Origin of the sequence: Streptomyces sp. NPDC056222 (genome assembly GCF_042264065.1) — a bacterium.
Classification (GTDB): domain Bacteria; phylum Actinomycetota; class Actinomycetes; order Streptomycetales; family Streptomycetaceae; genus Streptomyces.
In genome coordinates this window covers 69,351-95,150 of the sequence record NZ_JBHJTL010000011.1, presented here as the reverse complement: position 1 = coordinate 95,150, position 25,800 = coordinate 69,351, and the positions used below count along the sequence as shown (strand labels likewise).

At 71.5% G+C, this 25,800-nt stretch carries 20 protein-coding genes; 10 read left to right on the top strand and 10 right to left on the bottom strand.

Annotated features, from left to right (window positions below; translation table 11 throughout):
• Nucleotides 1-2: 2 nt before the first annotated feature.
• The 4 genes from ACFC0D_RS08290 to ACFC0D_RS08275 form a co-directional block, all read right to left on the bottom strand.
• On the bottom strand, nucleotides 3-1,250 hold the full coding sequence (locus ACFC0D_RS08290) for a ketosynthase chain-length factor (protein ID WP_376432400.1): 1,248 nt from the start codon (nucleotides 1,248-1,250) through the stop codon (nucleotides 3-5).
• Nucleotides 1,247-2,515: a beta-ketoacyl-[acyl-carrier-protein] synthase family protein gene (locus tag ACFC0D_RS08285; protein ID WP_376432398.1), complete on the bottom strand. Its 1,269-nt coding sequence runs from the start codon at nucleotides 2,513-2,515 to the stop codon at nucleotides 1,247-1,249. The genes ACFC0D_RS08290 and ACFC0D_RS08285 overlap by 4 nt, the downstream gene beginning before the upstream one ends.
• Complete coding sequence (locus ACFC0D_RS08280) at nucleotides 2,512-2,982, bottom strand: cupin domain-containing protein (protein ID WP_329112807.1); 471 nt, start codon at nucleotides 2,980-2,982, stop codon at nucleotides 2,512-2,514. The genes ACFC0D_RS08285 and ACFC0D_RS08280 overlap by 4 nt, the downstream gene beginning before the upstream one ends.
• A gap of 68 nt (nucleotides 2,983-3,050) precedes the next feature.
• Nucleotides 3,051-4,175 carry a SchA/CurD-like domain-containing protein gene (locus tag ACFC0D_RS08275; RefSeq protein WP_376432395.1) on the bottom strand — a complete coding sequence of 375 codons (1,125 nt, stop codon included), beginning with the start codon at nucleotides 4,173-4,175 and terminating at the stop codon, nucleotides 3,051-3,053.
• 233 nt (nucleotides 4,176-4,408) lie between these two features.
• Here ACFC0D_RS08275 and ACFC0D_RS08270 point away from each other — a divergent pair, with 233 nt between their 5' ends.
• Nucleotides 4,409-6,067, top strand: coding sequence for an FAD-dependent oxidoreductase (locus ACFC0D_RS08270; protein WP_376432393.1), 1,659 nt, complete (start codon nucleotides 4,409-4,411; stop codon nucleotides 6,065-6,067).
• A gap of 87 nt (nucleotides 6,068-6,154) precedes the next feature.
• Here the strand turns inward: ACFC0D_RS08270 and ACFC0D_RS08265 are convergent, their stop codons facing one another.
• Nucleotides 6,155-6,511: a hypothetical protein gene (locus tag ACFC0D_RS08265; RefSeq protein WP_376432391.1), complete on the bottom strand. Its 357-nt coding sequence runs from the start codon at nucleotides 6,509-6,511 to the stop codon at nucleotides 6,155-6,157.
• Between the two features lie 169 nt (nucleotides 6,512-6,680).
• On the opposite strand from ACFC0D_RS08265, the gene ACFC0D_RS08260 reads away from it, so the two are divergent.
• The 8 genes from ACFC0D_RS08260 to ACFC0D_RS08225 all read left to right on the top strand — a co-directional run bounded on the left by ACFC0D_RS08260 (nucleotide 6,681) and on the right by ACFC0D_RS08225 (nucleotide 17,286).
• Entirely contained in the window at nucleotides 6,681-8,594 is a 1,914-nt protein-coding gene (locus ACFC0D_RS08260) for a S41 family peptidase (RefSeq protein WP_376432389.1), read from the top strand.
• A 138-nt stretch (nucleotides 8,595-8,732) separates the two neighbouring features.
• Nucleotides 8,733-11,141 (top strand): GMC family oxidoreductase, encoded by a 2,409-nt coding sequence (locus ACFC0D_RS08255; protein ID WP_376432387.1) that lies wholly within the window; start codon nucleotides 8,733-8,735, stop codon nucleotides 11,139-11,141.
• Nucleotides 11,138-13,033, top strand: coding sequence for a metallophosphoesterase family protein (locus ACFC0D_RS08250; protein ID WP_376432385.1), 1,896 nt, complete (start codon nucleotides 11,138-11,140; stop codon nucleotides 13,031-13,033). The genes ACFC0D_RS08255 and ACFC0D_RS08250 overlap by 4 nt, the downstream gene beginning before the upstream one ends.
• Nucleotides 13,034-13,039: 6 nt before the next feature.
• Nucleotides 13,040-14,110 (top strand): hypothetical protein, encoded by a 1,071-nt coding sequence (locus ACFC0D_RS08245; RefSeq protein ID WP_376432383.1) that lies wholly within the window; start codon nucleotides 13,040-13,042, stop codon nucleotides 14,108-14,110.
• Nucleotides 14,107-15,036: an acetoacetate decarboxylase family protein gene (locus ACFC0D_RS08240; protein ID WP_376432381.1), complete on the top strand. Its 930-nt coding sequence runs from the start codon at nucleotides 14,107-14,109 to the stop codon at nucleotides 15,034-15,036. The genes ACFC0D_RS08245 and ACFC0D_RS08240 overlap by 4 nt, the downstream gene beginning before the upstream one ends.
• Complete coding sequence (locus tag ACFC0D_RS08235) at nucleotides 15,033-15,518, top strand: hypothetical protein (protein WP_376432379.1); 486 nt, start codon at nucleotides 15,033-15,035, stop codon at nucleotides 15,516-15,518. Before ACFC0D_RS08240 ends, ACFC0D_RS08235 begins: the two co-directional genes overlap by 4 nt.
• Nucleotides 15,515-15,949, top strand: a complete 435-nt coding sequence (locus ACFC0D_RS08230) for a hypothetical protein (RefSeq protein WP_376432377.1) — start codon at nucleotides 15,515-15,517, stop codon at nucleotides 15,947-15,949. The genes ACFC0D_RS08235 and ACFC0D_RS08230 overlap by 4 nt, the downstream gene beginning before the upstream one ends.
• Nucleotides 15,946-17,286 carry a patatin-like phospholipase family protein gene (locus tag ACFC0D_RS08225; protein ID WP_376432375.1) on the top strand — a complete coding sequence of 447 codons (1,341 nt, stop codon included), beginning with the start codon at nucleotides 15,946-15,948 and terminating at the stop codon, nucleotides 17,284-17,286. The genes ACFC0D_RS08230 and ACFC0D_RS08225 overlap by 4 nt, the downstream gene beginning before the upstream one ends.
• A gap of 13 nt (nucleotides 17,287-17,299) precedes the next feature.
• On the opposite strand, the gene recQ is transcribed toward ACFC0D_RS08225, so the two are convergent.
• Nucleotides 17,300-19,273: a DNA helicase RecQ gene (gene recQ / locus ACFC0D_RS08220; protein ID WP_376432373.1), complete on the bottom strand. Its 1,974-nt coding sequence runs from the start codon at nucleotides 19,271-19,273 to the stop codon at nucleotides 17,300-17,302.
• Between the two features lie 162 nt (nucleotides 19,274-19,435).
• The gene (locus tag ACFC0D_RS08215) at nucleotides 19,436-20,848 is read right to left on the bottom strand and encodes an aminopeptidase P family protein (protein ID WP_376432371.1); all 1,413 of its coding nucleotides are present in this window, start codon (nucleotides 20,846-20,848) and stop codon (nucleotides 19,436-19,438) included.
• Between the two features lie 150 nt (nucleotides 20,849-20,998).
• Here ACFC0D_RS08215 and ACFC0D_RS08210 point away from each other — a divergent pair, with 150 nt between their 5' ends.
• Nucleotides 20,999-21,982: a LuxR family transcriptional regulator gene (locus ACFC0D_RS08210; protein ID WP_376432369.1), complete on the top strand. Its 984-nt coding sequence runs from the start codon at nucleotides 20,999-21,001 to the stop codon at nucleotides 21,980-21,982.
• 58 nt (nucleotides 21,983-22,040) lie between these two features.
• On the opposite strand, the gene ACFC0D_RS08205 is transcribed toward ACFC0D_RS08210, so the two are convergent.
• The 3 genes from ACFC0D_RS08205 to ACFC0D_RS08195 all read right to left on the bottom strand — a co-directional run bounded on the left by ACFC0D_RS08205 (nucleotide 22,041) and on the right by ACFC0D_RS08195 (nucleotide 25,781).
• Nucleotides 22,041-23,822, bottom strand: a complete 1,782-nt coding sequence (locus tag ACFC0D_RS08205) for a sigma-70 family RNA polymerase sigma factor (protein ID WP_376432367.1) — start codon at nucleotides 23,820-23,822, stop codon at nucleotides 22,041-22,043.
• A gap of 206 nt (nucleotides 23,823-24,028) precedes the next feature.
• Nucleotides 24,029-24,493: a hypothetical protein gene (locus ACFC0D_RS08200; protein WP_376432364.1), complete on the bottom strand. Its 465-nt coding sequence runs from the start codon at nucleotides 24,491-24,493 to the stop codon at nucleotides 24,029-24,031.
• Between the two features lie 64 nt (nucleotides 24,494-24,557).
• Nucleotides 24,558-25,781 carry a mannosyltransferase family protein gene (locus tag ACFC0D_RS08195; RefSeq protein WP_376432361.1) on the bottom strand — a complete coding sequence of 408 codons (1,224 nt, stop codon included), beginning with the start codon at nucleotides 25,779-25,781 and terminating at the stop codon, nucleotides 24,558-24,560.
• Nucleotides 25,782-25,800 lie beyond the last annotated feature (19 nt).

Below are 25,800 nucleotides of genomic sequence, written 5' to 3'. Positions count from 1 at the left end.
ACCTACCGGGCGGAGTCGTCACCGCGGCGCACGACCAGCGCCGCGTTGGATCCCATGAGTCCCCTGCTGAGGACGAGGGCCGTGCGCAGCTCGGCGGGGCGAGCGCGGGACATCACCAGGTCCAGGTCGTGGCTGATGTCGAACACGTTGGGGGTGGGGGGCACCAGGCCCTGCTCCATCGCGAAGACGGCGGCCGCGGTGTCGAGGACGGGCGCCCCGCAGTAGGCCCGGCCGATCCCGGTCTTGGGCGCCGTGACGGGTACGCGGGTGGCGTGAGCTCCGAAGGCGTCGGCGATCGCCAGCGCCTCGGCGCGGTCCGCCTCCGGTACGCCCAGGGCGTCGGCGAAGACGACGTCGATCTCCTCCGGGGCGCACGCGGCCTCGTCGAGCGCGTCACGGATGGCACGGGCGAGTCCCTCACGGGACTCCTCCCAGCGGGAGGCGCCGGTGAACGTGGCGGCATGGCCGGCCACAACGGCCCGGACGTCCGCTCCCCGGTCGCGGGCGCGACTCTCGTCCTCCACCACGAGCATGGCGCCGCCCTCCGCAGGGACGAAGCCGCAGGCGCTAGCGGTGAAGGGACGGTAGGCGCGGTCCGGGTCCTCGACGGTGCTGAGCTCGGGGTATCCGAGCTGGCACACCATCGAGTACGGGGCGAGGGGCGCCTCGGCGGCGCCGACGATCATCGCGCCCGTGCCGCGCCGTACGGCCCGGGCCGCGTGGGCGAGGGAGTCCAGACCGCCCGCCTCGTCGCTGGCGACCACTCCGCACGGCCCCTTGAAGCCGCTCCGGATGGAGATCTGGCCGGTGCTCGCGGCGTAGAACCAGGCGATGGACTGGTACGGGCCGACGAACTTGGAACCCTGTCCCCAGAGCTTCTGCAGCTCGCGCTGTCCGAACTCGCCTCCTCCGGAACCGGCGGCGGTGACCACCCCGATCTCGAAGGGCTCCTCGGGGTCGTCCCGCGCGAGGCCGGCGTCGTCGAGGGCCATCGAGGCCGCGGCCATGGCGTAGTGGCTGAACCGGTCGGTCTGGACGAGGAAGCGCTCCTCGATGAGGTGCGAGGGGTCGAAGCCCCGGACCTCGCCGGCGACCTTGAGGGGCAGATGCTCGCACCCCTCGCGGGTGATCCGGTCCAGAACACCGAGCCCTTCCCGGACCGACTTCCAGTACGCCTCGGCGCTCAATCCGTTGGGGGCGATCACACCGATTCCGGTGACGACCGCTCGCCGTGGGCGCTGACTGCTCATCGTGACCTCCCACCCGGCCCGGTCAGGAGGACCGCGGACTGGAAGCCGCCGAATCCGCTGCCTACGGAGAGCACGTTCCTCAGCTTCCGGGGGCGGGCGGTACGCGGCACGTAGTCCAGGTCGCACTCGGGGTCGGGGGTCTCGTAGTTCGCCGTCGGGGGTACCACCTGGTGCTTCAGCGCGAGGACGCAGGCGACGACTTCTATCGCGCCGATCGCGCCCAGCGAGTGCCCCACCATGGACTTGATGGAGCTCATGGGTGTGTCGTAGGCGTGGGCGCCCAGGGAGCGCTTCACGGCGGCGGTCTCGTGCCGGTCGTTCTGCCGGGTGCCGGAGCCGTGCGCGTTGACGTAGTCGATCAGTGTGGGGTCGAGGCGGGCCTGGTCGAGCGTGGAGTCGATCGCCCGGGCCATCTCGAGCCCTTCACCGGTCAGACCGGTCATGTGGTAGGCGTTGCCGAAGGTGGCGTAGCCGCCCATCTCGCAGTAGATGTGAGCACCGCGGGCCCGGGCGTGTTCGTACTCCTCCAGGACGAGGACCGCCGCGCCTTCGCCCATGACGAAACCGTTGCGGTGGTCGTCGAAGGGCCGGGAGGCGTGCTCGGGGTCGTCGTTGTCGGGCGATGTCGCCTTGATGGCGTCGAAGCAGGCCATGGTGATCGGTGATATCGGCGAGTCCGACGCGCCGGCGATGCAGACGTCCGCCCGGCCTTCCTCGATGGTGTGGAAGGCGTAGCCGACGGCGTCGAGGCCGGAGGTGCAGCCGGTGGAGACGGTCTGCACGGGGCCGCGGGCGCCGAACTGTTCGGCCACGACCGAGGCGAGCGTGCTCGGCGAGAACGCCATGTGCAGCTTCGGGTCGGCCGCGCGATGGTCCACGTCCCACCGCTGTCCGCCCTCGCTGACGAGGACGTAGTCGTGTTCGAGCCGGGTGGTGCCGCCGACGGCGCTGCCCAGGGAGACGGCGACGCGCCAGGGGTCTTCCGTGTCGGTGTCGAGTCCGGAGTCGCGTACGGCTTCCCCGGCGGCGACCACGGCGAACTGGATGTACCGGTCGGCGTGTTGGCTCAGCTCCGGGTCCAGGCCGTGGGCCGTCGGGTCGAAGTCGCACTCGGCGGCTATGCGTGAGCGCAGGCCGGCCGGGTCGAACAGGGTGATGCCGCGGGTCGCGGTACGGCCGGCGGCGAGGAGGTCCCAGAACGCCTTCGCTCCGGTGCCGCCCGGAGCGACCACACCGATACCGGTGACGGCCACTCGCCGGGTCACTCGATGGCCCCGCTTCGCTCGGACACCTGTCCCGGGTCGTGCACGGTCAGGTGCGGCCCCGCGGCGGCGAGCTCGCCGTCCTCGGTGACCTCGGTGTCGACGTGGCCGAGGCTCGGACGCGGGGCGAGCGGGCCCAGGTGGAAGACCATGCGGGCCTCCACGTCACCGACGTTGCGGAAGCGGTGCCGCATGTCGATGGGGATCAGGAGGCCCTGGTCGGGCTGGAGCGCGTACGTGTCGCCGTCCAGGTCCACTTCGAGCGCGCCCGAGACGACGTACACGAACTCCTCGGAGTACGGGTGGTAGTGCTCACCGATGCGTTCGCCGGGCTGGACGATGGCCAGGCCCATGAAGCCGCTGGTGGAACCCACGGTGGCCGGCGTGAGCATGGCCCGCAGGTCACCTCCGCGCCTGCGGTTGGGTTCCGTCTCGCTCAGTTTCACGATGCGAGGACGCTGCTTGAGCATGGTTGTTACCTCCGGGTGTGGAAGTGTCGTGCGGGGTGAACGGCCGCGGCCGGGGCCGCGGCCGCACGTCAGGAATCCGCCGAGCTGCGGTCGGTGATGGGCAGCATGTCGGCGTGCGACAGGAGGCGGTTGATGTTGCGCTCCGTCTCCAGGGAGCCCTCGACGCCGATCGCGGCACCGTCGAGGAGTCGTTCCAGCTCAGCGGCCTTCCCGGGGCCCTTGAGGCCCAGCGAGGCGACGGGGTCGACGTCGAGCTCGCCGGTGAGGTCGACGAGGCGCACCACGATGTCGTCGCGCTGGAAGACGGTGCTGCCGTACACAGGGCTCTTCGGATCGTCGGCCGCGGCCGCGTCCTGATGGGCGAGCAGCCGGGCCAGCTCCATCCCGCAGCCCTCCTTGGCCGGGTAGTACAGCGCGTGACGCCGCACCTCCCCAGCCGCCGGCCGACCGGACACCACGTGGTGCACGGCCGGGAGGGCAGCCCGCGTGAAGAAGACCCGGGCCGATTCGGGGTCGGTGAGGTCCCGGTCCTGTTCCAGGTACGGGTTGATGGCCTCCTCGACGGCTCGCACCTCGGGCTGACGGGCGACATGGCGCAGCGCCGCGAGGAGGTCGCCCTCCACTTCCACGGCACGTACGACCCGGTTGCCGTGCATGAAGAGCGAGGTGCGGCGCAGCCGGGTGTTCTCGTCGACCTGGGCCTTGGGCGACTCGTACCCGGCGAGGAGCTCCGCGACCTTCGATTCGGAGCCCGGCTTGACGGTGAAGGTGAGGGCGTGGCGTGCCACACCGTCGCCGACGCGGGCGGCCACCTGCTGGCGCGTCGATGCCCGATCGGGCGTGAGCGGCTGACTGGGACCGGTCTCCCTGAGGATGCTGTAGCGCATCGACCGGGTGTCCCGGACGCAGCTGTGCATCGGCTTGACGGTTTCGACGTGCTCCTCGCTGTTCACCCAGGCGAGGAACGGTGGAGCGCTCTCCCACTCGCTGGTGATGAGCCACTGCGAGGGGTTCTCGATGGACTGGCAGAGCTGGTCACTGATGTGACCGGGCACGGAGGCGACCTGCCTGCACATGAGTTCGTACGCGTCCAGGAACTGCTGCTGAGCTCCTTCGTACAGATCGAGCAGCAGGATCACCCGCAGCCTTGAGCCGTCGAACGCCGACTGCGAAATGCGTCCCGAGATGGACATCCAGCGCACCTCTTTCTCTTCCGCGAGGAGGGTCGGGAAGGACCGCCGCGCCCGAAAGCCCGGAGTCGTCATGTGCCGATCGTTGGCGGACGCCGCGATCCGCGCGAGCCCCACGGTGCGGATGAGTGAACTGCGCGTCATTCGGGTGCCCCGAACGCGCGAATCGGCCCTGACCGGGAATGCATCTGCATTCCACCCCTGGCATGCGTCGCAGGCGACGCTGGAGGCGATCAATGAACCGAACCGAAGAAGCCGGCGAAGACGGTCACCGCACGCCCGTCCTCATCGTCGGCGGCTCGCTGGTAGGCCTTTCCACCTCGCTGTTCCTAGGCTGCCTCGGTGTGCCGCACACCCTCGTCGAACGGCACCGGGGCACCTCGTTCCACCCGCGCGGGCGCGGCAACAACGTGCGCACGATGGAGGTGTTCCGTGGCGCCGGTGTCGAGCAGCGCATCCACGAAGCGGCGTCCGTCCTGGCCCGGAACAACGGCATCCTGCAGACTCCGAGTCTGGTGGGCGATGTCGGCGAATGGCTGTTCAAGGAGATCGATCCCGGTGGCGGGGTCGCCCGTTTCAGCCCCGCCGGATGGTGCCTCTGCAGCCAGAACGACCTCGAGCCGGTGCTCCTCGAGCGCGCCAAGGAGCTCGGCGGGGATCTGCGCTACTCCACCGAGCTGATGTCGTTCGAGCAGGACTCCGAGGGGGTGACCGCCCAGGTCAAGAGCCGTGACACGGGCGAACACGTCACGATCCGCGCGGACTATCTCGTCGCGGCGGACGGCCCCCGCAGCCCCGTTCGCGAACGGCTCGGCATCGGGCACAACGGTCCGGGCGACCTGTTCCACAACGTCAGCATCACCTTCGTCTCCCGCGGCCTCGCGGACATCGTCGGCGACCGGCGCTTCGTCGTCTGCTACCTGACGAACCCGGAGGCCGACGGGGCCCTGCTGCCGGTCGACAACCAGGAGCGCTGGGTGTTCCACGCGCCCTGGCACCCCGAGCAGGGCGAGACGGAGGAGGAGTTCACCGACGAGCGGTGCAGGGAGCACATCCGGCGGGCCGTGGGCGTGCCGGATCTCGATGTGGAGATCACGGGCAGAGCGCCCTGGCACGCCGCCGAGAGGGTCGCCGAACGGTACGCGGACGGCCGGGTGTTCCTCGCCGGTGACTCCGCCCACGAGATGTCGCCGACGGGCGCGTTCGGCTCCAACACCGGCATCCAGGACGCACACAACCTGGCCTGGAAGCTGGCCGCCGTCCTGGGCGGCTGGGCCGGCCCCGGCCTGCTGGAGTCCTACGACGCGGAGCGCAGGCCCGTCGCCGAGGCGACGAGTGCGCGCGCCTCGTCCCGTTCGGTCGAGCACAGCCACCCCGGTTACGCCCCCTCCCCCGGAGCCGGCGGCCCCGGGGGCAGGAAGGGCGGGATCCTCAACGTGGCGCTGGGCTACCGCTATCCCCAGGGCGCGGTCCAGGGTGCCGACCGGGAGCTTCCGGTCGTCCCCGACGGGCTGCGGTTGACGGGCGAGCCCGGCAGCCGGGCGCCCCACATGTGGCTGAGCCGTGCCGGCAGCCGGGTCTCCACCCTCGACCTGTACGAGCGGTCCCTGGTGCTCCTGAGCGCCGCGGGCGGCGCCGGCAGGTGGCACACCGCGGCGAAGCGCGTCGCCGAGCAGCTGTCGGTGCCGGTCGACTCGTACCGCATCGGCGAAGGGGCCGACGCGGAGCTGTCCCCGGAGGACGGCATGGACTGGGCGGAGCTCCACGGCGTCACCACGGACGGTGCGGTCCTCGTCCGCCCCGACGGGTTCGTCGCATGGCGGTCCGAAGGGGCGGTCGCGGATCCCGGAAAGACGCTGCGGCAGGTCCTCACGGCGATCCTGGACCGGGAGTGACCGCTTCCTCGTCCCCCGCTCGACGGCTGTCCGGGGCGCCCTGATCCCAGGGGCGCCCCGGACGACCGGAGTGTTCCGACCGGCGGCTCACTCGGACTGCCGCAGTGCCTTGGTGAGCAGGACGCCGGCCACGATCAGGGCCACGCCCGGCCACCACACGTCGTCGAAGACCAGGACGGCGATCCCGATGGGGACGAGCAGCCCGGCGAGCGGGACGAGCATCCCGGACAGGTGCGGCGGGTCCGGCAGCTGCCGGCCGCGGTCGAGGAGCCGGCCGAACCGCAGTTGCTCGTCGAGCAGCATGTGGCGGACGTCGTACCGATCGCGCCCCTGCCGGAAGTGGTCGAGGGTGTGCTCGATCAGCTCGACCGGCAGCTCTTCCAGGCTGCGTGACGGATCGCCCCGCCACAGCACGGTGAGCACCCTGCGTACCAGGCGGCGCACGCGGCCCCGCCTTCGCGCACATGGATTATTCCGCGGGCGAGCGGCGGGGCCGACGGACGCGTGCCGACCGCCCGGGGCCTGTACGGGTGAACTGATGCGTGAGTTCTGTCGATCGGAGCACGGTCGGCCGAAGACAGGGAGGGAGCCGCACACCGACCACGGAGGCATCATGGGCCCAGTCAGCGCCGACACCACTCCCGAGTACCTCAAGCGAACGGCCCCTCCGGTCCGTGAGCGCCTGTCCGCCGCCACGCAACTCGAGACCTTTCTGGCCGGTGCCGGCGCGCTCACCCTGGAGCAGCGGATGCTCCTCGTCGATCAGGCCCTGGTGCTGATCGAGCAGAACTACGTGCACCTGCCTCTGAAGATGGCGATGCACGCGGTCAATCCCGTGCAGCGGCTGCGCCTCATCCGGCGGCAGCTGGAGCAGCAGATGGCGGACACGATGCCGCCGGAGTGGGTCTTCCACGCGGAGATGGCCACGGTCTTCCACTCGGTCCGGGACCTGCACACCAACTACCAGCTGCCCGCGCCGTTCGCCAACAAGATCGCCTTCCTCCCCTTCCGGGTCGAGGAGTGCTCCGAGGGATCGAAGCCGCGCTTCCTGGTCACCCGCATCACGCAGGGCTTCTCCGCCCCGGGCTTCGCACCGGGAGTCGAGATCACCCACTGGAGCGGGATCCCCATCGAGCAGGCCGTCGAGCTCAACGCCGCCCGGTTCGCCGGGAGCAATGCCGCGGCGCGCCGTAGCCGAGGGGTGCAGTCGCTGACGGTGCGCTCGCTCTCGGCGCATCTGCCCCCGTTCGAGGAGTGGGTGACCGTCAGCTACACGGGCTCCGACGGCACGGCGCGCGAGCTGCGCGAGAACTGGCAGATCGTGGAGAACCTCCCGCCGATGGCCGGCCCGACCGGTGAGGCCGCGCTCGTCATGGGCGTGGACTACGAGGCCGACGAGATCAGCCGGGCCAACCTCATGCTCTTCGCCCCGCACATCATCGAGCAGCAGCAGGCCGTGGATTCGGGAGAATCCCCGGCCGCCGCGGCGGGCGAGATCCCGAGCATGATGCCGAAGGTCTTCACGGCCCGCACCGTCCAGACCCCGTCGGGCACCTTCGGCCACATCCGGATCCATACCTTCAGCGTCGACAACGCCGGCGCCTTCGTCGGGGAGTTCGTCCGGCTCCTCGGGCAGCTGCCGCAGAACGGTCTGATCGTCGACGTGCGCGACAACGGCGGCGGCCTGGTCTGGGCGTCGGAGCTCGCCCTGCAGACCCTGACACCGCGCCGGATCACGCCGGAGCCGTTCCAGTTCATCAACACCCCCCTCAATCTGCGCATCTGCCGCAGCAGCCCCAGCCTCAGCCCCTGGGTGAAGTCGATGGAACAGGCGATCGAGATCGGGGCCGCCTTCTCCGCCGCCCTCCCGCTCACGCCGGAGTCCCTCGCCAACGACATCGGCCAGCAGTACTTCGGCCCGGTCGTCCTCATCACCAACGCCCGCTGCTACTCCGCCACCGACATGTTCGCCGCCGGTTTCCAGGACCACCGGATCGGCACCGTGCTCGGCACCGACGACAACACCGGAGCGGGCGGCGCGAACGTCTGGGCGCACGGCGACATCATGACGTTCTTCCCGATCAGCGCCTCGCCGTACCGCCCCCTGCCGAACGGGGCGGGGATGCGCGTGGCGATCCGGAGGTCCCTGCGGGTCGGCGACCGAGCCGGTACGCCGCTGGAGGACCTCGGTGTCGTACCGGACGTACGCCACCGCATGACCCGCCGCGACCTCCTGGAGGCCAACGCCGATCTCATGGCACGCGCCGGAGAACTCCTCGAGGCACAGCCCGTACGAGAGTTGACGATCACCGACGCCGGCCGCGTCGACGGCTCGCTCCGCCTGATGCTCAGGACCGCCAACGTCGACCGCGTGGACGTCTTCCTCGACCGGCGCCCCCGTACCTCCGTGGACATCCCCGACGGTCAGGCCGAGGTCACCGTACCGGGGGCCACGACGGCCGAGACGGTGCGCGTGGACGGTTTCGCCGGAGGCGAGCTCGTCGCCAGCCGCACCAAGCGGCTGTAGGAGGCCTCAGGGGCCCGGGAGCGGGCCGCACGGCCCGCTTCCCCCGGACGCGCCGTCTGCCTCGTGCGACGGCGCGACGGGCATTAGCGTCTTCCTTACGGGGCGGGATGATCACCATCACCCGTAAGGGGATCGCCGATGACGAACGAAGCCCCGTCCCCAGCCAGACCGGAGAACGACTCCGCAGTCGAGGGCGAAGTCGATGTCGTCGTGGTCGGCTCGGGCTTCGGCGGATCGGTCGCCGCGTACCGGCTCGCCGACGGTGGGCTGTCCGTCGTGGTCCTGGAGCGCGGCAAGGCGTACCCGCCCGGCAGCTTCCCCCGTACACCCGCCGGCATGGCCCGCAACTTCTGGGACCCCAGCGAAGGCCTGCACGGGCTCTTCGACATCTGGTCGTTCCGCGGACTGGAGGGGGTCGTCTCCAGCGGTCTCGGCGGTGGGTCGCTGATCTACGCCAACGTCCTGCTGCGCAAGGACGAGAAGTGGTTCGTCCATGAATCGCCGCTGCCCGGCGGAGGGTACGAGAACTGGCCGATCGGCCGCCGCGACCTCGATCCGCACTACGACGACGTCGAGAAGATGCTCGGCGCCACGCCGTATCCCTACACGGACACGCCGAAGACCGCCGCGATGCGGGAGGCCGCGGAGCTGCTGGATCTGCAGGTGTCCCGGCCGCCGCTGGCCGTCTCGTTCGCCTCCGGGCCCGACGAGGCGCCCGTCCCCGGCGCTCCCCTTCCCGAGCCGGAGTACGGCAACATCCACGGCCTGCCGCGGGAGACCTGCCGGCTGACCGGCGAATGCGACGTCGGCTGCAACCTCGGCGCCAAGAACACCCTCGACCACACCTATCTGTCGGCCGCGCGCCACCGCGGCGCCGACATCCGTACCCGCTGCGAGGTACGCGGTCTCGCTCCCCGGCCCGGGGGCGGATACGAGGTCAGTTACGTCGTCCACGACCCGGCCCGCGAGGGGCACCGCACCCCCACCGGTCGGCTGCCGCTGCGCCGGATCCACTGCAGGCGGCTGGTCCTCGCGGCCGGCGCGTTCGGATCGACGTACCTGCTCCTGCGCAACCGCGCCGCGCTGCGCGGCATCAGCCCGACGCTCGGCAACCGGTTCTGCGGCAACGGCGATCTGCTCGGCCTGGTCCTCAAAGCGACCCGCGGCTCCGCGGGAAGCGGGCCGCGGAAGCTGGCGAGCAGCACGGGACCGGTGATCACCAGTGCCATCCGGGTCGGCGACGCACTCGACGAGGACGGCTCGACAGGACGCGGCTATTACGTCGAGGACGCCGGCTACCCGGCCTTCGTGGACTGGCTCGCCGAGGTGGCACAGGTGCCCGGAAGTGTCCGCCGTACCGCGGGCTTCGGCCTTCACCGGCTGCGTTCCCGGCTCGGTCTCACGCCCCGGAGCAACATCAGCAGCCGGCTCGCGCTCCTCCTCGGACCGGGGGTCTTCTCCGACTCGGCGCTGCCGCTCCTCGGCATGGGACGGGACCTCCCGGACGGCCGGATGAGCCTGCGCCGGGGCCATCTCGACATCGACTGGACCACGCTCACCTCGCGCCGCTACTTCGAGCGTGTACGGCGGACGATGAGCGACATCGCCGACGCGCTCGGTGGCGAGTTCCAGGACAACCCCCTGTGGTGGACCCGCCGGGTGATCACCGTGCACCCGCTCGGTGGCGCGCCGATGGGCCGTCACCCCGCCGAAGGCGTCTGCGACTCGTACGGCGAGGTCTTCGGGCATCCGGGGCTGTACGTGCTCGACGGCGCGGCCCTGCCCGGACCGGTCGGCGCGAACCCGTCGCTCACCATCGCCGCCTTCGCCGACCGTGCCTGCCACCGCATCCTCGAACAGCCCCTCGCGCCGCGGGCCGCGTCGGCGCCGGCGGCGGCGGGAGCCGCGGCGACGGACGGCGAGCGGCCCACCAGCCTCTCCTTCACCGAGGAGATGAAGGGACACATCGCGCTCGACGTCGCCGACCCCCACGAGGGGCAGGCGCTCGGCCGGGCGCGGAACCAGCGGCTGATGTTCCGTCTCACGATCACCGCCGACGACGTCGACCGGTTCGTCGCGGATCCCCTCCACCAGGCCGGAGCGACCGGGCACGTCGACTGCGACGTCCTCGGCGGCCGACTGCCCGTCGAGAAGGGCTGGTTCAACCTGTTCACCCGCGACGACGACCCGACGCGGCGCAGGATGCTGTACCGCCTGCACCTGCGCGACCCGGGCGGGAACCCGCTCACGCTGGTCGGGCACAAGGAGGTGCACGACGACCCCGGATTCGACATCTGGAGCGACACCTCGACCCTGTACGTCCGCATGGTGGCCGGCCACGTGACGGCGGACGGCGACGAGAACGCGCCGCTGCTCGGCTCGGGCATCATCGTCATCCTCGCCGGGGACTTCGCCCAGCAGCTGACGACGTTCCGCGCCTCCGGGCCTCGTCCCGCACGGGCGCTGCAGAGCTTCGGCCGCCTCTTCCTGGGCGAGCTGTGGGACGTCTACGGCTCCCACTTCATGCCGGCCGGGGAGCGCGCGTGAAGGTACGTGAGCTGCGGGAACACGCCAAGGTACTCGACTTCACCCCGCAGGAGCAGGTGCGGTGGCTGGCGCCCGGGCAATTGGCCCGTACGGCGGTCAAGGCCGTGCTTGCGGCCGTCTTCGCCGGCTACTCGGACAAGCGGGAGGTCCAGAAGGTGCTCGACGCGCACCTCCTGCAGGCCCCGCTCGGGAAGCCCGACGCGGCGGAGATCTGGGTCGACTTCGTGGCCGACGTCGGCGACGGCTTCGACGCGACGAGCTCGGTGGCGTGGACCCTCGCGGAGGAGGAGCTCGTCGTCCCGCCGGCCGGACAGGGGGACGGCTTCTCCCCGGCACCGGGCGACGTGCGGCTGAGCCGTGGCTCCCTGCTCGTCCTCGGCGGCGACCAGGTGTACCCGGCGGCCTCGGCGACGGGATACGAGGACCGTCTGAAGGGCCCCTACCGCGCCGCCCTGCCCGAGGCGGCGGACCCGCCGCTGATGGTCGCGCTGCCGGGGAACCACGACTGGTACGACGGTCTGACCGCCTTTCTGCGGATGTTCACGCAGCAGCGGTCGATCGGCGCCTGGCAGACCCGGCAGACCCGCAGCTATTTCTGTGTGCGGCTGCCCGAACGCTGGTGGCTCGTGGGCCTGGACAGCCAGCTGGGTTCGTACTTCGACGACCCCCAGCTGCGCTACTTCGAGGAGCACCTGTCGGCGAACCTGGGACCCGGCGACGGTGTGATCGTCTGCTCCGCCGAACCGACCTGGCTGGAGAGCGTGGAGAAGAACGCCGACGCCTTCAACGCCCTGCACTGGTTCGACCGCAACATCATCCGCAGCCGCGTCCATCCGGGCTCCGGGGAGCGCGTACCGACGAACGCGTCCGTCCGGCTGTGGCTGACCGGCGACCACCACCACTACGCCCGGTACGCCGAACGGCTGCCCGGCGACCCGCCCGGCACCGGAGTCCCGGCACCGGACCCTCGGCGGCGCCAGATGGTGACCTGCGGGATGGGCGGCGCGTATCTGGCGGCGACCCACCGGCTGCCCGCGGTACTGCCGTTGCCGCCCCTCGGGACGCGGCTGCGCGACAAGGACGACCCACCGGTGGAGTTCGCCCGGATGGGGAAGACGTATCCGGACGCGGCGGCGTCCCGCCGCCTCGCCCGGGGCATCGCCGTGCCGTGGTCGGGGCACTGGCTGCCGTGGCGCAACCCCGGCTTCGCCCAGCTGGCCGCCGGACTGCACGCCGGTCTCTTCCTCCTGCTGTGCCTCCTGTTCGCCCTCGCGGAGGGAGATCCGCGGCCCGTCGACGCCGTCCGCCGGTCCGGTCTCGGCGACTTCTGGGGCTTCGGCGCGGTGTGCCTGGGCGTGGCCGCGGCACTGCTCGTGCTCGGGTTCCTCGGCCGGCTGCTCCGCCGGCGGAAATCGGCCACGCCGTCCGGGCCGGGGGTCGCGACGGCGCGGAAGGCGGCCCCGCCGTCCGGGCCGGCGGTCGCGGCGCTGTCCCAGGCCCTGGTCGCGCTCGCCGCGCTCGCCGTCACCGTGGCGATTCCGTTCCCGGCCTCCTGGGACGGATGGGTCGTCCTCTTCCTGTGCCTGGCCGTCGCAGCCGTCCTGGGCGCGGTCGTGGGCTCGGGGGTCTTCGCCCTGTGGGTGCTGTCGGCGAAGGGCGGCCAGGTGGCGGAGTGGCAGATGTCCGGCCAGTCCATCGAGGACCACAAGGGTTTCCTGCGCCTGCACATCTCGCCGGGCGGCGACCTCACCCTCTATCCGCTGGTCCTGGAGACGATCTGCCGCGACTGGGACGTTCGCGACGATCCCTCCGGCGGGAAACGCCCCGTGCCCACCGGCAAGCCGGCCGTGCGGCTGATCGAGGATCCCGTCGTGATCTCCCGGGGAGCGTGAACGCCCATGACCGGCACACCCGAGCCGGGCGCGCCGCCCCGGCCGACGACCCGCCGTGACCACATCACCGAGGTGCGGCCGCTGACCGCGCTCGACGGACGTCCGCTGACGCTGGTGCATGTACGGGGCAGCCGCCCGCCCACCCGCGGTCCCGTCCTCGTCGTGCACGGTGCCGGGGTGCGGGCCGAGTTGTTCCGGCCACCGCTGCGGCGCACCTTCGTCGACGCGCTGATCGACGAAGGCTGGGACGTCTGGCTGCTGAACTGGCGCGCGTCGATCGACCTCGATCCGGTGCCCTGGACGCTGGACCAGGCGGCCGCGTACGACCATCCCGCGGCGGTGGCGCACGTGCTGAGGGCGACGGGCAAGGACCGGCTGAAGGCCGTCGTGCACTGCCAGGGGTCGACGTCGTTCATGATGGCCCTGTCGGCCGGCCTGCTCCCCGAGGTCGAGACGGTGGTCAGCAACGCGGTGTCGCTGCACCCGGTCGTCCCCGGCCTCTCGACATTCAAGATCGCCCGCCTCGCGCCGGTCGTCGGCCGCCTGATGCCCTCCATCTCGCCGGCCTGGGGAGACCGGCCGGCAGGCCCTCTCTCCCGGCTGATGGTGTGGTTCGTCCGCGCGACGCACCCCGAGTGCCGGAACTCGGTGTGCCGCATGGTCAGTTTCACGTACGGCAGCGGGTGGCCGGCCCTCTGGTCCCACGCGAACCTCGACGAGACGACGCACGACTGGATCCGCGGCGAGTTCGCCGACGTACCGATGACGTTCTTCGCCCAGATGAACCGGTGCATCCGCGCCGGGCAGCTGGTGTCGACGGAGGGCATCGAGGGACTCCCCCGGTCCTTCGCCGACCGGGCACCGCGGACCGACGCGCGGATCGCGCTCTTCGCGGGCGAGGACAACCGGTGCTTCCTGGCCGAGAGCCAGCAGCGCACGTACGACTTCCTGAACAGACACCGACCCGGCCGCGACACCCTGCACATGCTGCCCGGCTACGGCCACCTCGACGTGTTCCTGGGCCGCCGCGCGGCGACCGACACGTACCCGCTGATCCTTGAGGAGCTCGCCCGATGAATCGGATCCTGCGCCTTGCCCGGCAGGGGCTGTCGGCCGTGCCGTCACCGGTGCCGCGCCGGCAGCGCCGGCTCGCCGGACGCCACGCCCTGGTCGACGGCATCCCCTTCGAGCTGCCCGTCGACTCAATCGACACGCCCGCCCTGATGGCCGCGTTCCCCATCGACCGCGCGGCGGCCGCCCGGATGCTGCCGGGCGGCGAGTTGCACCCCCTGGCGCTGCCCGGCGGCAAGGGGCTGCTCCTCGTCACGGTCGTCAACTACCTGCGTACGGACATCGGCAGGTACATCGAGTACTCGATCGCGATCGCGTGCACGCACGGGGCGCGACCGGCTCCACCGCTGCTGCCGGGGCTGCTGCGCGGCACCTTCGGCACCGGACAGTACGTCGTGGACCTGCCGGTGAGCAGCGAGATCTCGGTCAAGGGCGGCAAGGGCATCTGGGGGATGCCCAAGCACCGGGCCCATCTCGACTTCAAGGTCGGCGACTCGGCGGTGTCGAGCCAGTACGAGGTCGACGGGCGGCTCGGGATGTACATCGAGATCGAACGCCCGCCGGCGACCGCGCTGCCGCTGAAGGTGGGGGCGGTGAACTACTGCGCGTTCCGCGGGATGCTCATGAAGTCGTTCATCTACCTCGACGGACCGGCCGACATCGCGTTCGGCAGGCGGGCCCGCGCACGCCTGGTCGTGGGTGACGCGCCGCAGGTCGCCGGGCTGCACGAGCTGGGGATCGCCGAGGACCCGCTGTTCACCGTCTTTCTGCCGTCGGCCCAGGGCGTGCTCGACGACCACTTCGAGTGCTGGTTCCTCACGAGCGAGACCCCGGGGCGGACCTACGGGGAGCCGTTGGACAGCGTCGTCGGACTCGGACTGTCGGAGGACTGGCCCGCTCCTCCGCGTATCGACGTGGGAGCGGACACGTGAAGGAAACCCTGCTGTTGATCAACGCGCTGTACTTCCTGTTCGGCGCGACGATGTACATGGGCACGATGTGGGTGCTCCGGTTCTTCCTCTATCCGACCTGGCGCACCCTGACTCCGGAGAACGTCGACGACCACTTCGGCGTGCCCACGACCGAGGCGACCAAGTTCTTCACCGTCGTCGTGCCCCTGATGTTCGTCTCCGGGATCGTGCTGGTGTGGAGCGAGTGGGGCGAGTGGTACGTCATTCTGTCCGCGGTCTGCCTGGCCGGCATCCTCCTGCTGACCTGGGTGGGCCAGCAGCTGATCATCCCGGTCAACAAGAGGATCCGGGCCGGGGAGTTCGACGGCCCGGCCGGGCTGACGCCCCTGCTGGTGCGCTGGATGAAGCTCAACGACATCCGCTTCGTCGGCGCGACGATCACCTGGGCGGCGATCGTCTGGTACATCGTCGCCAAGGGCGACCTGCTGGGAGCTCTCGAGTGAGTGTGCTGCCGGCCCGTGTCACGCGCGACCCGCTGCGTCTTGTGCTTGTGCTCATCGGCGCGGTGACGGTGCTGACCGGCGCGTGCCAGCTGTTCGCGCCGGGGTTCGTGCTGGACCGGCTGTCGGCGGATTCGACGGGGATCAGCAGGCATCTGTTCGCGACCGTCGGCATGTTCATGGTCGTCGTGGGCGGGCTCCTGGTCCAGGGGCTGCTGACCCCGGCCCCGCCTCCGTACCTGCTGTTCTGGGCGGGGCTGCAGAAGTTCGGCGCGTTCGTGCTGGTGGGCATCGGGGTCCTCCGGGACCTCTTCGCGACGCTCGCCCTCCTCGTGGCCTTCTTCGATCTGGCGACCGCCCTGCTCTGCTGGCTGATGGCGCGCCGACTGGCGTCCCGGGCCGGGAACGTGCGCACGGTGGGGGCCGCGAGATGAAGCGGTCCCTGGTGCTCGCGGGCGGTGGGATGCGGGTGGCCTGGCAGACCGGTGTGGTGCGGGCGCTGCGGGAGCACGGCATCTCCTTCGACCATGTCGACGGGACCTCGGGCGGGATCATGACCGCCGGGATGCTGCTCTCGGGACAGGATCCGGCGGAGATGGGGCGGCGCTGGTCCGCGCTCCGCGTACGGGACTTCAGCTCGCTGCTGCCGCTCAGCGACTATCTCAAGGGGCCCTGGGCGCTGCCCGCACTCGGCGACGCCGACGGGGTGGTCCGCAAGGTCCTGCCCGCCCTCGGCGTCGATGTCGACGCGGTCCGGTCCTCGGCGGTGGCGGGGACCTTCAACCTGGCCGACTTCGCCACGAAGACGTGCGTGGCGGTGCCGCACACGGACATCGACCTGGAGTTGATGGCCGCGGGCATGTCGCTGCCGCTGTTCATCCCGCCGCTGCGCCGGGGTGCGCGCGTCTGGACCGACGCGGTGTGGATCAAGGACGCCAATGTGACGGAGGCGCTCCGTCGCGGCGCCGACGAGGTGTGGCTGGTGTGGTGCATCGGGAACTCCTCGTACTGGGGCGACGGTCCCCTGGAGCAGTACGTGCACATGATCGAGCTGAGCGCCAACGGGGCGCTCTTCGCCGAATTGGAGGCCGCCGAGAGGACGGGCCCGCCGTTCACCCTGCATGTGATCGGGCCGCGACATCCGCTGCCGCTCGACTCGGAGTTCCTGGCAGGCCGGATCTCCGCCGACACCCTGGTGGCGATGGGCTACCGGGACGCGTGGGACTACCTCGGCTCCGCCGAACCGTCGGGCGTGCGGAAGGACACCACCTGCACGGTGATGCAGGATCCGCCGCGCGGGGTCCGGTTCCGGGAACGGATGCGCGGGGAGGCGGGCGGTGCCGAACTCGTCCTCGACGTCACCGTCGAGCTGCCGCTGCCCGCCGACGGAACGCCCTCGCCCGGCGCCCGCCTGGTGGGACACGTCGACCACGAGCCGTGGGGTGGCCGGGTGCTGCTGGCCGACGGCAGGGTCGAGGCCGACGGTGCCGGGGTCGAGTACGTGGCGCGGGCGCGGCTGGACGGTGGCTGGCAGGAGGTACGCGCCCGGCGCGAACCGGCCGATGACACGGGCCTGGACCTGTGGTCCGACGCCCGCCGCGTGGCCTTCCGGGCGGGCAACGGGCACGCGACGGAGCTGGAACTCGGCCTGCGCGAAGCGGCCCGGGCGCTCGCCTCGGTGGAGCCCTACGGCGCCCACGGCTTCCGCGACCGCGCCGAGGCCCTGACGGAGCTGGCCCGGGTGGGCCTGCGGCGCGCGATGACGAGGTAGGACCTCGGCCCGCCTACTGCCAGTCGTCCCAGGGCGGCTCTTCCATCTCCTCGTCCGGGTCGGGGGGCAGTTCGTCGTCGAACAACGGTCCCGAGGCCTTCGACGCGGCCGCCGCCGGGGCCTCGGGTGCGGACTCGGGAGCGTCGCTCTGGCCCAGGGTGTCGAGCACGCCCTCGCCGTACTTGGTGAGCTTGGCCTCGCCGACACCGCCGATGGTGCCCAGCTCGGCGATCGTGGTGGGGAGTCGGGTCGCGATCTCCCGCAGCGTCGCGTCGTGGAAGACGACGTACGCCGGTACGCCCTGCTCCTTCGCCGTCGCGGCACGCCAGGCTCGGAGCGCCTCGAAGACCGGCACGGCCGCGGCCGGCAGGTCGACCGGGACGCGCGCGCCCTTCCCCGAGCGCGCTTCCTTCCGGGCCGCAGCGGGGACCGCCTTCTCCTTGCGCAGCTGGACCGTGCGGCGGCCTCCCAGCACCTCGCCGCTCTCCTCCGTCAGCACCAGCGTCCCGTACTCGCCCTCCACCGCAAGCAGCCGCAGCGCCAGGAGCTGGCGTACGACCCCGCGCCACTCCGCGGTGCTCAGATCGGCCCCGACGCCGAACACCGAGAGGGCGTCGTGGTCGAACTGGATGACCTTGGCCGTCTTCTTGCCCTGCAGGATGTCGATGATCTGACCGGCACCGAACTTCTGACGCCGTTCCTTCGCGAGCCGCCACACCGTGGACAGCAGTTTCTGCGCCGCGACGGTCCCGTCCCAGGACTCGCCCGGGGTCAGGCAGGTGTCGCAGTTGCCGCACGGTTCGCCCTTCTGACCGAAGTACGCCAGCAGTCGCACGCGGCGGCAGTCGACCGTCTCGCACAGCGCGAGCATGGCGTCCAGGTGCACGGCCAGTCCGCGGCGGTGCGCCTCGTCGCCCTCGGAGCCGTCGATGAGCTTGCGCTGCTGGACGACGTCCTGCAGGCCGTACGCCAGCCACGCCGTGGCCGGTTCTCCGTCGCGGCCGGCCCTGCCGGTCTCCTGGTAGTACCCCTCGACCGACTTCGGCAGGTCGAGGTGGGCCACGAAGCGGACGTCCGGCTTGTCGATGCCCATGCCGAAGGCGATGGTGGCCACCACCACGACCCCGTCCTCACGCAGGAAGCGGGACTGGTTCTCGGCACGCGCGCGGGCGTCCATGCCCGCGTGGTAGGGAACGGCGTCGACACCGTGCTCGACCAGGAAGGCGGCGGTCTTCTCCACCGAGGCCCGGGAGAGGCAGTAGACGACGCCGGCGTCCCCCGCGTGCTCGGTCCGGATCAGCTCGAGGAGCTGCTTGGTCGGGTTGTTCTTGGGGACGATGCGGTACTGGATGTTCGGGCGGTCGAAGCTGGCGACGAAGTGCCGGGCGTCCTCGAGCCCCAGCCGGGCCGCGATCTCGGCGTGGGTGGCCTCGGTGGCGGTCGCGGTCAGTGCGATCCGGGGCACCTTCGGCCAGCGCTCGTGGAGCATGGACAGCGCGAGGTAGTCGGGCCGGAAGTCGTGGCCCCACTGGGCCACACAGTGAGCCTCGTCGATCGCGAAGAGCGACACCGTGCCGCGGTCGAGCAGTCGCTGGGTGCCCTCGGTGCGCAGCCGCTCGGGGGCCAGGTAGAGCAGGTCCAGCTCGTCGGCGAGGAATGCCTGCTCGACGGCCTGCCGCTCGTACGGATCCTGTGTCGAGTTCAGGAATCCGGCCCGTACGCCGAGGGCTGTCAGCGCGTCCACCTGGTCCTGCATCAGCGCGATGAGCGGCGAGATCACGACGCCCGTGCCTTCTCTGACGAGTGCCGGGATCTGGTAGCAGAGCGACTTGCCGCCGCCGGTCGGCATCAGGACGAGGGCGTCGCCACCGCCGACGACCTGCTCGACGATCTCCTGCTGTTCGCCCCGGAAGGAGCTGTATCCGAACACGCGGTGGAGCACCTGCGAAGCGTCGGAGGTCTCGGGGGAAGCATCGGAGAGGGCCATTCCTGAAGCCTAGCCGCGTCCGCCGACACTCCCGGCCCCACCGGGCGAACCTGTGGACAACCCGCCCGGGCGTGCGGACCCCTCGACGGCTTGTACAATCTTCAACCGTGGCCCGGTGCCGGGTATCCCCCGTGTCCGGCACCGGGCCTTCTCACGTCCCGGTCAGCCCGCGATGCGGGCCATCCACGCCTCGACGTCGTCCGCGGACCGCGGCAGATCCGCCGACAGGTTCTCGTGGCCCCCGTCGGTGACGACCAGATCGTCCTCGATCCGAACGCCGATGCCCCGCCATTCCTCGGGAACCGTGAGATCGTCCGGCTGGAAGTACAGCCCCGGCTCTACGGTGAGCACCATGCCCGGCTCGAGCACCCCGTCGACATAGTCGTCGTTCCTGGCCTGCGCGCAGTCGTGGACGTCCAGGCCGAGCATGTGACCGGTGCCTGCCATCGTGAAACGGCGCTGGAGTCCGAGTTCGTACGCGCGGTCGGCGGGGCCCTCGATGAACCCCCAGTCGACCAGCCGCTCCGCCAGGTGACGCTGGGACGCCTCGTGGAAGTCCCGGTACCGGGCGCCCGGCTTCACCGCGGCCATGCCCGCCTCCTGCGCCTCGTACACCGCGTCGTAGACCTTGCGCTGCACAGGAGTGAAGGTGCCGCTGATCGGCAGCGTGCGCGTGACGTCGGCCGTGTACAGCGTGCGCGTCTCCACCCCCGCGTCGAACAGAAGCAGCTCCCCCGGGCGCACCGGGCCGTCGTTGTCCGTCCAGTGCATGATCGTGGCGTGCTCGCCGGCGGCGCAGATAGAGCCGTAGCCCACGGAATTGCCTTCGAGGCGCGCCCGGCGGAAGAAGGTGCCCTCGATCCAGCGCTCGGACGAGGCGACCGCCCGGGACAGCTCGCCGATCGCGTCGGTGAAGCCGCGCACGGTGGAGTCCACGGCCTTGCGCATCTCGGCCAGCTCCCACGCGTCCTTGACGAGCCGGAGATCGCTGAGCGCCTCTTCCAGTTCGTCGTCGCGCGCGGCGTCGGTGGTGACGGCGGCCTCGAGCGAGGGGTCGACGCCGCGCACGATCCGGGTCGGCACGCCCGTGGCGGCGGCCAGGTCGCCGGCCGCGGTGCGGACGTCGCGGCAGGACAGACCGAGCACCCGCTCCGACTCGGCGAGGGAGCGGCGGCGGCCCATCCACAACTCCGCGGTGGGGCCGGTCCAGAACTCGTCGTTGTCCCGGGCGTCCCGCGGCAGCTGGTAGCAGTAGGCGTCGTGGCCGCCGTCCGCGCGGGGTTCGAGGACGAGCGCGCCGTCCCGGGCCTGGTCCCCGGTCATGTGCACATAGCCGGAGTACGGCCGGAAGGGGTAGGTGTCGTCGTTCGAGCGGACCTTGAGATTCCCGGAGGGGACCACGAGGCGCTCGCCGGGGAAGCGCGCGGAGAGCGCGGCCCTGCGGCGGGCGGCGTACGGAGCCTGCTCGTCGAGCTGCAGGTCGTGCCGCTCCGTGTCCGCCCAGCCCGTTCGCATCAGCGCGGAGAGTTCGTCGGAGATCCCTGCGTACAGACCGTTCTTTCGGCCCTTGGCCACGGCGTGCCCCTTCATCCCGGTGGGTTCTTCGCGACCGCCCGTCCTGGGCGGCGCCTGGACAGTAGCCCGCGCGGCGCTCGCCGGGGGCCGAGGAGTGCCACTGGCACGGATCGGCCACATCCGGCCCGGGGTGCGTCGATAATGCGACGCATGACGAACGCGAAACTCGGTGAGGCCCTTCGGCTTCTGGGCATCGACGAGGCCGCGGGCCGGGTCTATCTGGCCCTGCTCGAGCTGGCGCCCGCTCCGCTGAGCGCGATCGGGGTCGCCGCGCGTCTGGGCGACGCGGAGCTCGCCGCGGCGTACGGCGCTCTCGTCGACGCCGGTCTGGCCAGTGCCGCGGAGGAGGGCGGGGACATGGTGGCCCCTGTGCCGCCCGCGGCGGGCCTGGAGATCCTCGCCCGGCATCGGGCGGCCGAGCTCGACGAGTCACGCATCGCCGTCGGTGGCGCGTTCGAGTCGTTCCGGCGTCAACGGCTCGCCGCGTACAACGACCATCTCGTCGAGGTCGTCACCGGGGACGCCGTCGGGCCGAGGATGCGCCACGCGTGGGCCAGCGCCCGCGACGAGATCCGCCAGTTCGAGTCGCCGCCGTACTTCCCCCTGCCCGGCGCGACGGAGGACGCGCTGGCCACGCTCGCCCGCGGCGTGCGGCAGCGCGTCGTGTACTCGCGGGAGTCGCTGGAGCATCCGGGCCACCTGAAGGAGGCCATCGAACCGTGCATCGAGGCCGGCGAGCAGGCGAGGGTGCTGCCGTCGCTGCCGGTCAAGCTCGTGATCATCGACGAGGCGTACGCGCTCGTGTCGCTGTCGATCAAGGAGGCCGACGTCCACAACACCATGCTGGTCGTGCAGCCGTGCGGTCTGCTCTCCGCACTGATCGCGCTCTTCGAGCAGTCCTGGCAGAACGCCCTGCCGTTCCACGGCGGCACGAGCCTTCCGGGCGGCCTGCCACCGGCCGACCGCCGCCTGCTGTGGCTGCTCGCGGGCGGCGCGAGTGACGACGTCATCGCCCGCGAGCTGGGCATCAGCCGCCGCACGTTCTTCCGCCGCCTGCAGATCCTGATGGCCCGACTGGGCGCGGCGAACCGCTTCCAGATGGCCTTGCAGGCGCAGCGCTGCGGATGGCTGTGACCGGGCGACGCCCGCCGGACTCACCCGTCGGGACCGAGGACAAGTGCGCCGCCGGCTGTCAGCGCGCTCCGAAGACCTGCGTCCAGTAGGGCCCGCCGTCGTTGTGGATGCCGATCCCGATCTCCTTGAAGGAGCAGTTCAGGATGTTCGCCCGGTGGCCGGGGCTGTTCATCCAGGACTCCATGACCTGCGCCGGGGTGCGCTGGCCCATCGCGATGTTCTCGCCGTACGTCGACCAGCGGTATCCGGTGGCCGTGACGCGCTCGCCCGGGCCGTCTCCGTCCGGGTTGGTGTGGTCGAAGAAGTCCCGTGCCGCCATGTCGACGGAATGGCCCTGAGCGGCCTGGTTCAGCAGGGAGTTCTCGGTCAGCGGACCACACCCCGCCTTGGCGCGCTCGGAGTTGACGATGGCGACCACCTCGCCGGCGGTGGAGTCGGAGCCCGAACCGCCCGTCGTCTGCGTGGACTTCGGCTTGGGCGCGGGTGAGGTGGTGCGTGTGGGGGCCGGCTTCGTGGGACGGGGCGTGGCGGTCCGGCTCGCGGACGGGGAAGCGCTCTTGCTCGGGCTCGGCGTCGTGGACTTCGAGGCGGTGGCCGAGGCGGAGGCGGTGGTCGGCGACGGCGAGACGGACAGGGCGGCCCCGGGAGCCCCCGCCTGCGTCGCGTCCACGGCGTCCAGGGCCTCGACGTCGTCCTGGGGGCCGGTGATCAGGTAGAAGGACCCACCGGTGACGGCGACCACGGCTATACCCGCGGCGACGACGGCACGGCGACGACCGCGCTTCCTCTGCTGCTCCTGCCTGCGGCGGTCGCCGCGGCTGCCCTGCGCTGCGCGCGACCCGCCGGCCTTGTGCCGCCCACCCGTCGCGGCGGGCCGGCGCGCTCCCTCCGACACGGCGGGCATGTGCGCCGTCTCCGTCACGGCGGCCTCGTACGTCCCCTCCGGCGCGGCCGGACCGCCGCTCGCGTACGGCCCCTCCGGTGCGGCCGGACCCCCGCTCGCGTACGGCGCCGCCGGCAGCGGCCCGGTCGCGGCGGCGAGCCCGAAGCCGGCGCTCTCGCGGACGCTCGCGAGCAGCAGCCCCGCCGGGGGCACCAGCAGCAGTCCGGCGAGCAGACCCTCGGCCGGGACGAGGCCGCTCCACAGGCCCGCGCAGTGCGCGCAGGCGCGGGCGTGCCGGGCTATGCGCTTGCGCCAGAGCGCGGACGGACGGCCGTCCCACCCGCCGAGCTCGGACCGCAGCGTGGGGCAGAGCGGCTGTGCCGACAGAGCCCGTACGACGACGCGGGCGGCCTCCAGCTGCGCCTTCATCCGCTGCACCCGGACCGCGGTGTGCTCCGTGGTCAGTTCGAGCGCTGCCGCCACCTCGTGCCTGGTCAGCTCGCCCGCGCACTCCAGCCACCACAGCGACAGCAGGGCGCTGTCGTCCGGCTCCATCCAGCGGGTCGCCTCGGCGGTCTCGCGCCGCTGGCCGGAGAGGTTCAGCCGGACCACGGTCAGGTCGACGAAGTCGGCGCCCGGGTGGGCGAGGTCACGGGCGTCGTCGAGGACATCGGGCCGGAGGCCGGACTGCTGCGCGCGCCAGTGGTTGCGTATGCCGTTCATGGCGATGGCCACGAGCCAGGACCGGAAGCTGTCCGGCGAGCGCAGGCCGCCCAGCCCGTCGAGCGCACGCAGCATGGTCTCCTGCACGACGTCGTCGACATCGTGGTGGCCGTTCATCGCCCGGCCCACGATGTTGTAGACCAAGGGCAGGTAGGTGGCGATGAGCCGGTCCTGTGCCCGCAGATCCCCGCTCTGCGCCGCCCTGACCAGCTCCGTACCGTGCTGTGCGCCCATGCCCTGATCCACCCTGTCCGTCCTGCCTGTTGTCGATGCCCAACACCCGGGAGACCGCGAGGCGTGCGCTCGATAACCGAAAGTACGAAAAATTCTGCGGGAATTTCTCAATGAGCGCTCGAATGCGGTGCGGCCGGCACCGCTCCGGTGGAAGGAAGGCGGCTCCGTGCCGGGCACTGTACGGCAGGGCGTGGTCCGGGACGGGCCTACCGCTCGACGGCGGTGCACTCCTTCGGCGCCCGCTGACGGGAGCGAAGCGCGAGGGCGCACCAGACGGCCGCCGCGATCAGCGCCACCGCGGCCGTCCCGGCGAGGAAGGGGGCCTCCGGGCGCCAGCCCAGGGAGAGCCGGGTGCCCCCGTAGATGAGCGCGGCCGCGATCCGTCCGGGTGCGTAGACGGGAACCTTCGCGGCGGCGGTCCGCAGGACCCCCGCCACGACGAGGCCGATCCCGGCCCAGGCGGCCAGGTACGGCCACAGCGCACCGGGAGCGGCCGGCGGCAGTCCGTACTGCTCGGACCCGATCCGGAACAGAGAGGTGGCCCACCCCGCCGCCACCGCGGCGGCGGTGATGCCCAGCACCCAGAGCGCGTGGCGCCGGAACGGGCCCGGGCGCACGGTCTCTTCGTCGGTGTCGGGGCCGGGAGAGTCGGAGTCGTAGAGCTCGATCACGCTCTCTAGGACGTGGCCCCGCAACCGGGGGTTGCCTCCGACCCCGATCAAGATCGTCGGAGTGTCAGCCTGCCCAGCGCCCTGTCAGATAGGTGAGGGCGAACAGCGTCGACAGGGGCGCGGCGAGGCAGAAGTACGCGGTTCTGAACCGGGGTGAGCGCAGGCTCCAGGCGGCGAGCGTGATCCACAGGGGCCACCACAGAAGGGTGGATCGGGGGATGGAGGTGTACCAGTAGGAGGTGCCGAGCGCCCACAGGCTCAGGGCGATGTAGGCGGCTTCGGGCCAGCGGCGGCGTCGGATCAGGAGGGCCGCCAGGGCCAGTCCGACGGCCATGGCCAGGAGTTCGGCCTGGAACATGAAGGCGTAGCCGGTGGTCTGGACGTGGTCGAACGCGGACTCCCAGGTGTTGCTCCAGGCTTCCCACGGCGCGTGGAACTGGCGGTACCACCCGCGTTCCTGTGCGTGTTTCCACGCCATCCAGTCGCCGGTGTGGGAGTGGAGGTACCAGGCGTAGAGGACGGCGGGAAGGGCCGGCAGGGCGAGCCAGGGCAGCGCTCGCCGGTCGGCGCGGGTGCGGGCGGTCAGGAAGAAGTGGAGGGCGAGGGCGGCGGCGACGAAGAGACCGCTGATGCGTACGGTCGTGGCCAGGGCGGCCAGCGTGGCGGCGAGGGGCCAGTTTCGGCGGTGGGCCGCGAGCCAGGCCGGCAGGGCGAGGGCGAGGAAGAGCGACTCGCTGTAGCCGGTGGCGAGGAAGATCGCGCACGGCGAGAGCAGCAGGAGCTGTACGGTCCGCCGGCCGGCGCCCGCGTCGGGCAGGTACAGGCGCGCGACCCGCGCGAGTGCCAGAACGGCGATGGCGCCGGCGACGAAGGAGATCAGCAGTCCGGCCGCGGTCCAGCTCGGGACGACGGTGTGTACGGCGCGTAGGGCGAGGGGGAAGCCGGGAAAGAACGCCTCGCGGTTGTCCCAGTCGGCGTCCCATGGGCCGTTTCCCGCGGGGAAGTAGCCGTCGCGCGCCACGTTCAGGAAGTGGCCCCAGTCCCATCGCTCGAAGGGTGCGAGGACGGAGCCCGGGTCACGTGCGTCGGCATCGGCGGGGAAGAGCCATCGCGCGCAGTAGGCGGTGGTCCATATGGCTGTGCGGGTGAGCAGAAACAGCCACAGCACGTCCCGGTCCTCGGCGCTCAGCCGGAGGCGGGCCGAGCGACGGACGACCGGGTCCGGGCGGGAGGAGGGCAGGGGCCCGGACGTCGTCTCTTCCCGCGACCGGGGGGATATCACAGACATAAGAGACTCTCATGGGTGT

What these genes read in the sequence shown, in the direction of transcription:
- ACFC0D_RS08245 (WP_376432383.1), top strand. Translation starts at nt 13,040, where the DNA reads ATGACCGGCACACCCGAGCCGGGCGCGCCGCCCCGGCCGACGACCCGC.
- ACFC0D_RS08225 (WP_376432375.1), top strand. Translation starts at nt 15,946, where the DNA reads ATGAAGCGGTCCCTGGTGCTCGCGGGCGGTGGGATGCGGGTGGCCTGG.
- ACFC0D_RS08280 (WP_329112807.1), bottom strand. Translation starts at nt 2,982, where the DNA reads ATGCTCAAGCAGCGTCCTCGCATCGTGAAACTGAGCGAGACGGAACCC.
- recQ (WP_376432373.1), bottom strand. Translation starts at nt 19,273, where the DNA reads ATGGCCCTCTCCGATGCTTCCCCCGAGACCTCCGACGCTTCGCAGGTG.
- ACFC0D_RS08260 (WP_376432389.1), top strand. Translation starts at nt 6,681, where the DNA reads ATGGGCCCAGTCAGCGCCGACACCACTCCCGAGTACCTCAAGCGAACG.
- ACFC0D_RS08255 (WP_376432387.1), top strand. Translation starts at nt 8,733, where the DNA reads ATGACGAACGAAGCCCCGTCCCCAGCCAGACCGGAGAACGACTCCGCA.
- ACFC0D_RS08210 (WP_376432369.1), top strand. Translation starts at nt 20,999, where the DNA reads ATGACGAACGCGAAACTCGGTGAGGCCCTTCGGCTTCTGGGCATCGAC.
- ACFC0D_RS08270 (WP_376432393.1), top strand. Translation starts at nt 4,409, where the DNA reads ATGAACCGAACCGAAGAAGCCGGCGAAGACGGTCACCGCACGCCCGTC.
- ACFC0D_RS08195 (WP_376432361.1), bottom strand. Translation starts at nt 25,781, where the DNA reads ATGTCTGTGATATCCCCCCGGTCGCGGGAAGAGACGACGTCCGGGCCC.
- ACFC0D_RS08205 (WP_376432367.1), bottom strand. Translation starts at nt 23,822, where the DNA reads ATGGGCGCACAGCACGGTACGGAGCTGGTCAGGGCGGCGCAGAGCGGG.
- ACFC0D_RS08290 (WP_376432400.1), bottom strand. Translation starts at nt 1,250, where the DNA reads ATGAGCAGTCAGCGCCCACGGCGAGCGGTCGTCACCGGAATCGGTGTG.
- ACFC0D_RS08240 (WP_376432381.1), top strand. Translation starts at nt 14,107, where the DNA reads ATGAATCGGATCCTGCGCCTTGCCCGGCAGGGGCTGTCGGCCGTGCCG.
- ACFC0D_RS08275 (WP_376432395.1), bottom strand. Translation starts at nt 4,175, where the DNA reads ATGTCCATCTCGGGACGCATTTCGCAGTCGGCGTTCGACGGCTCAAGG.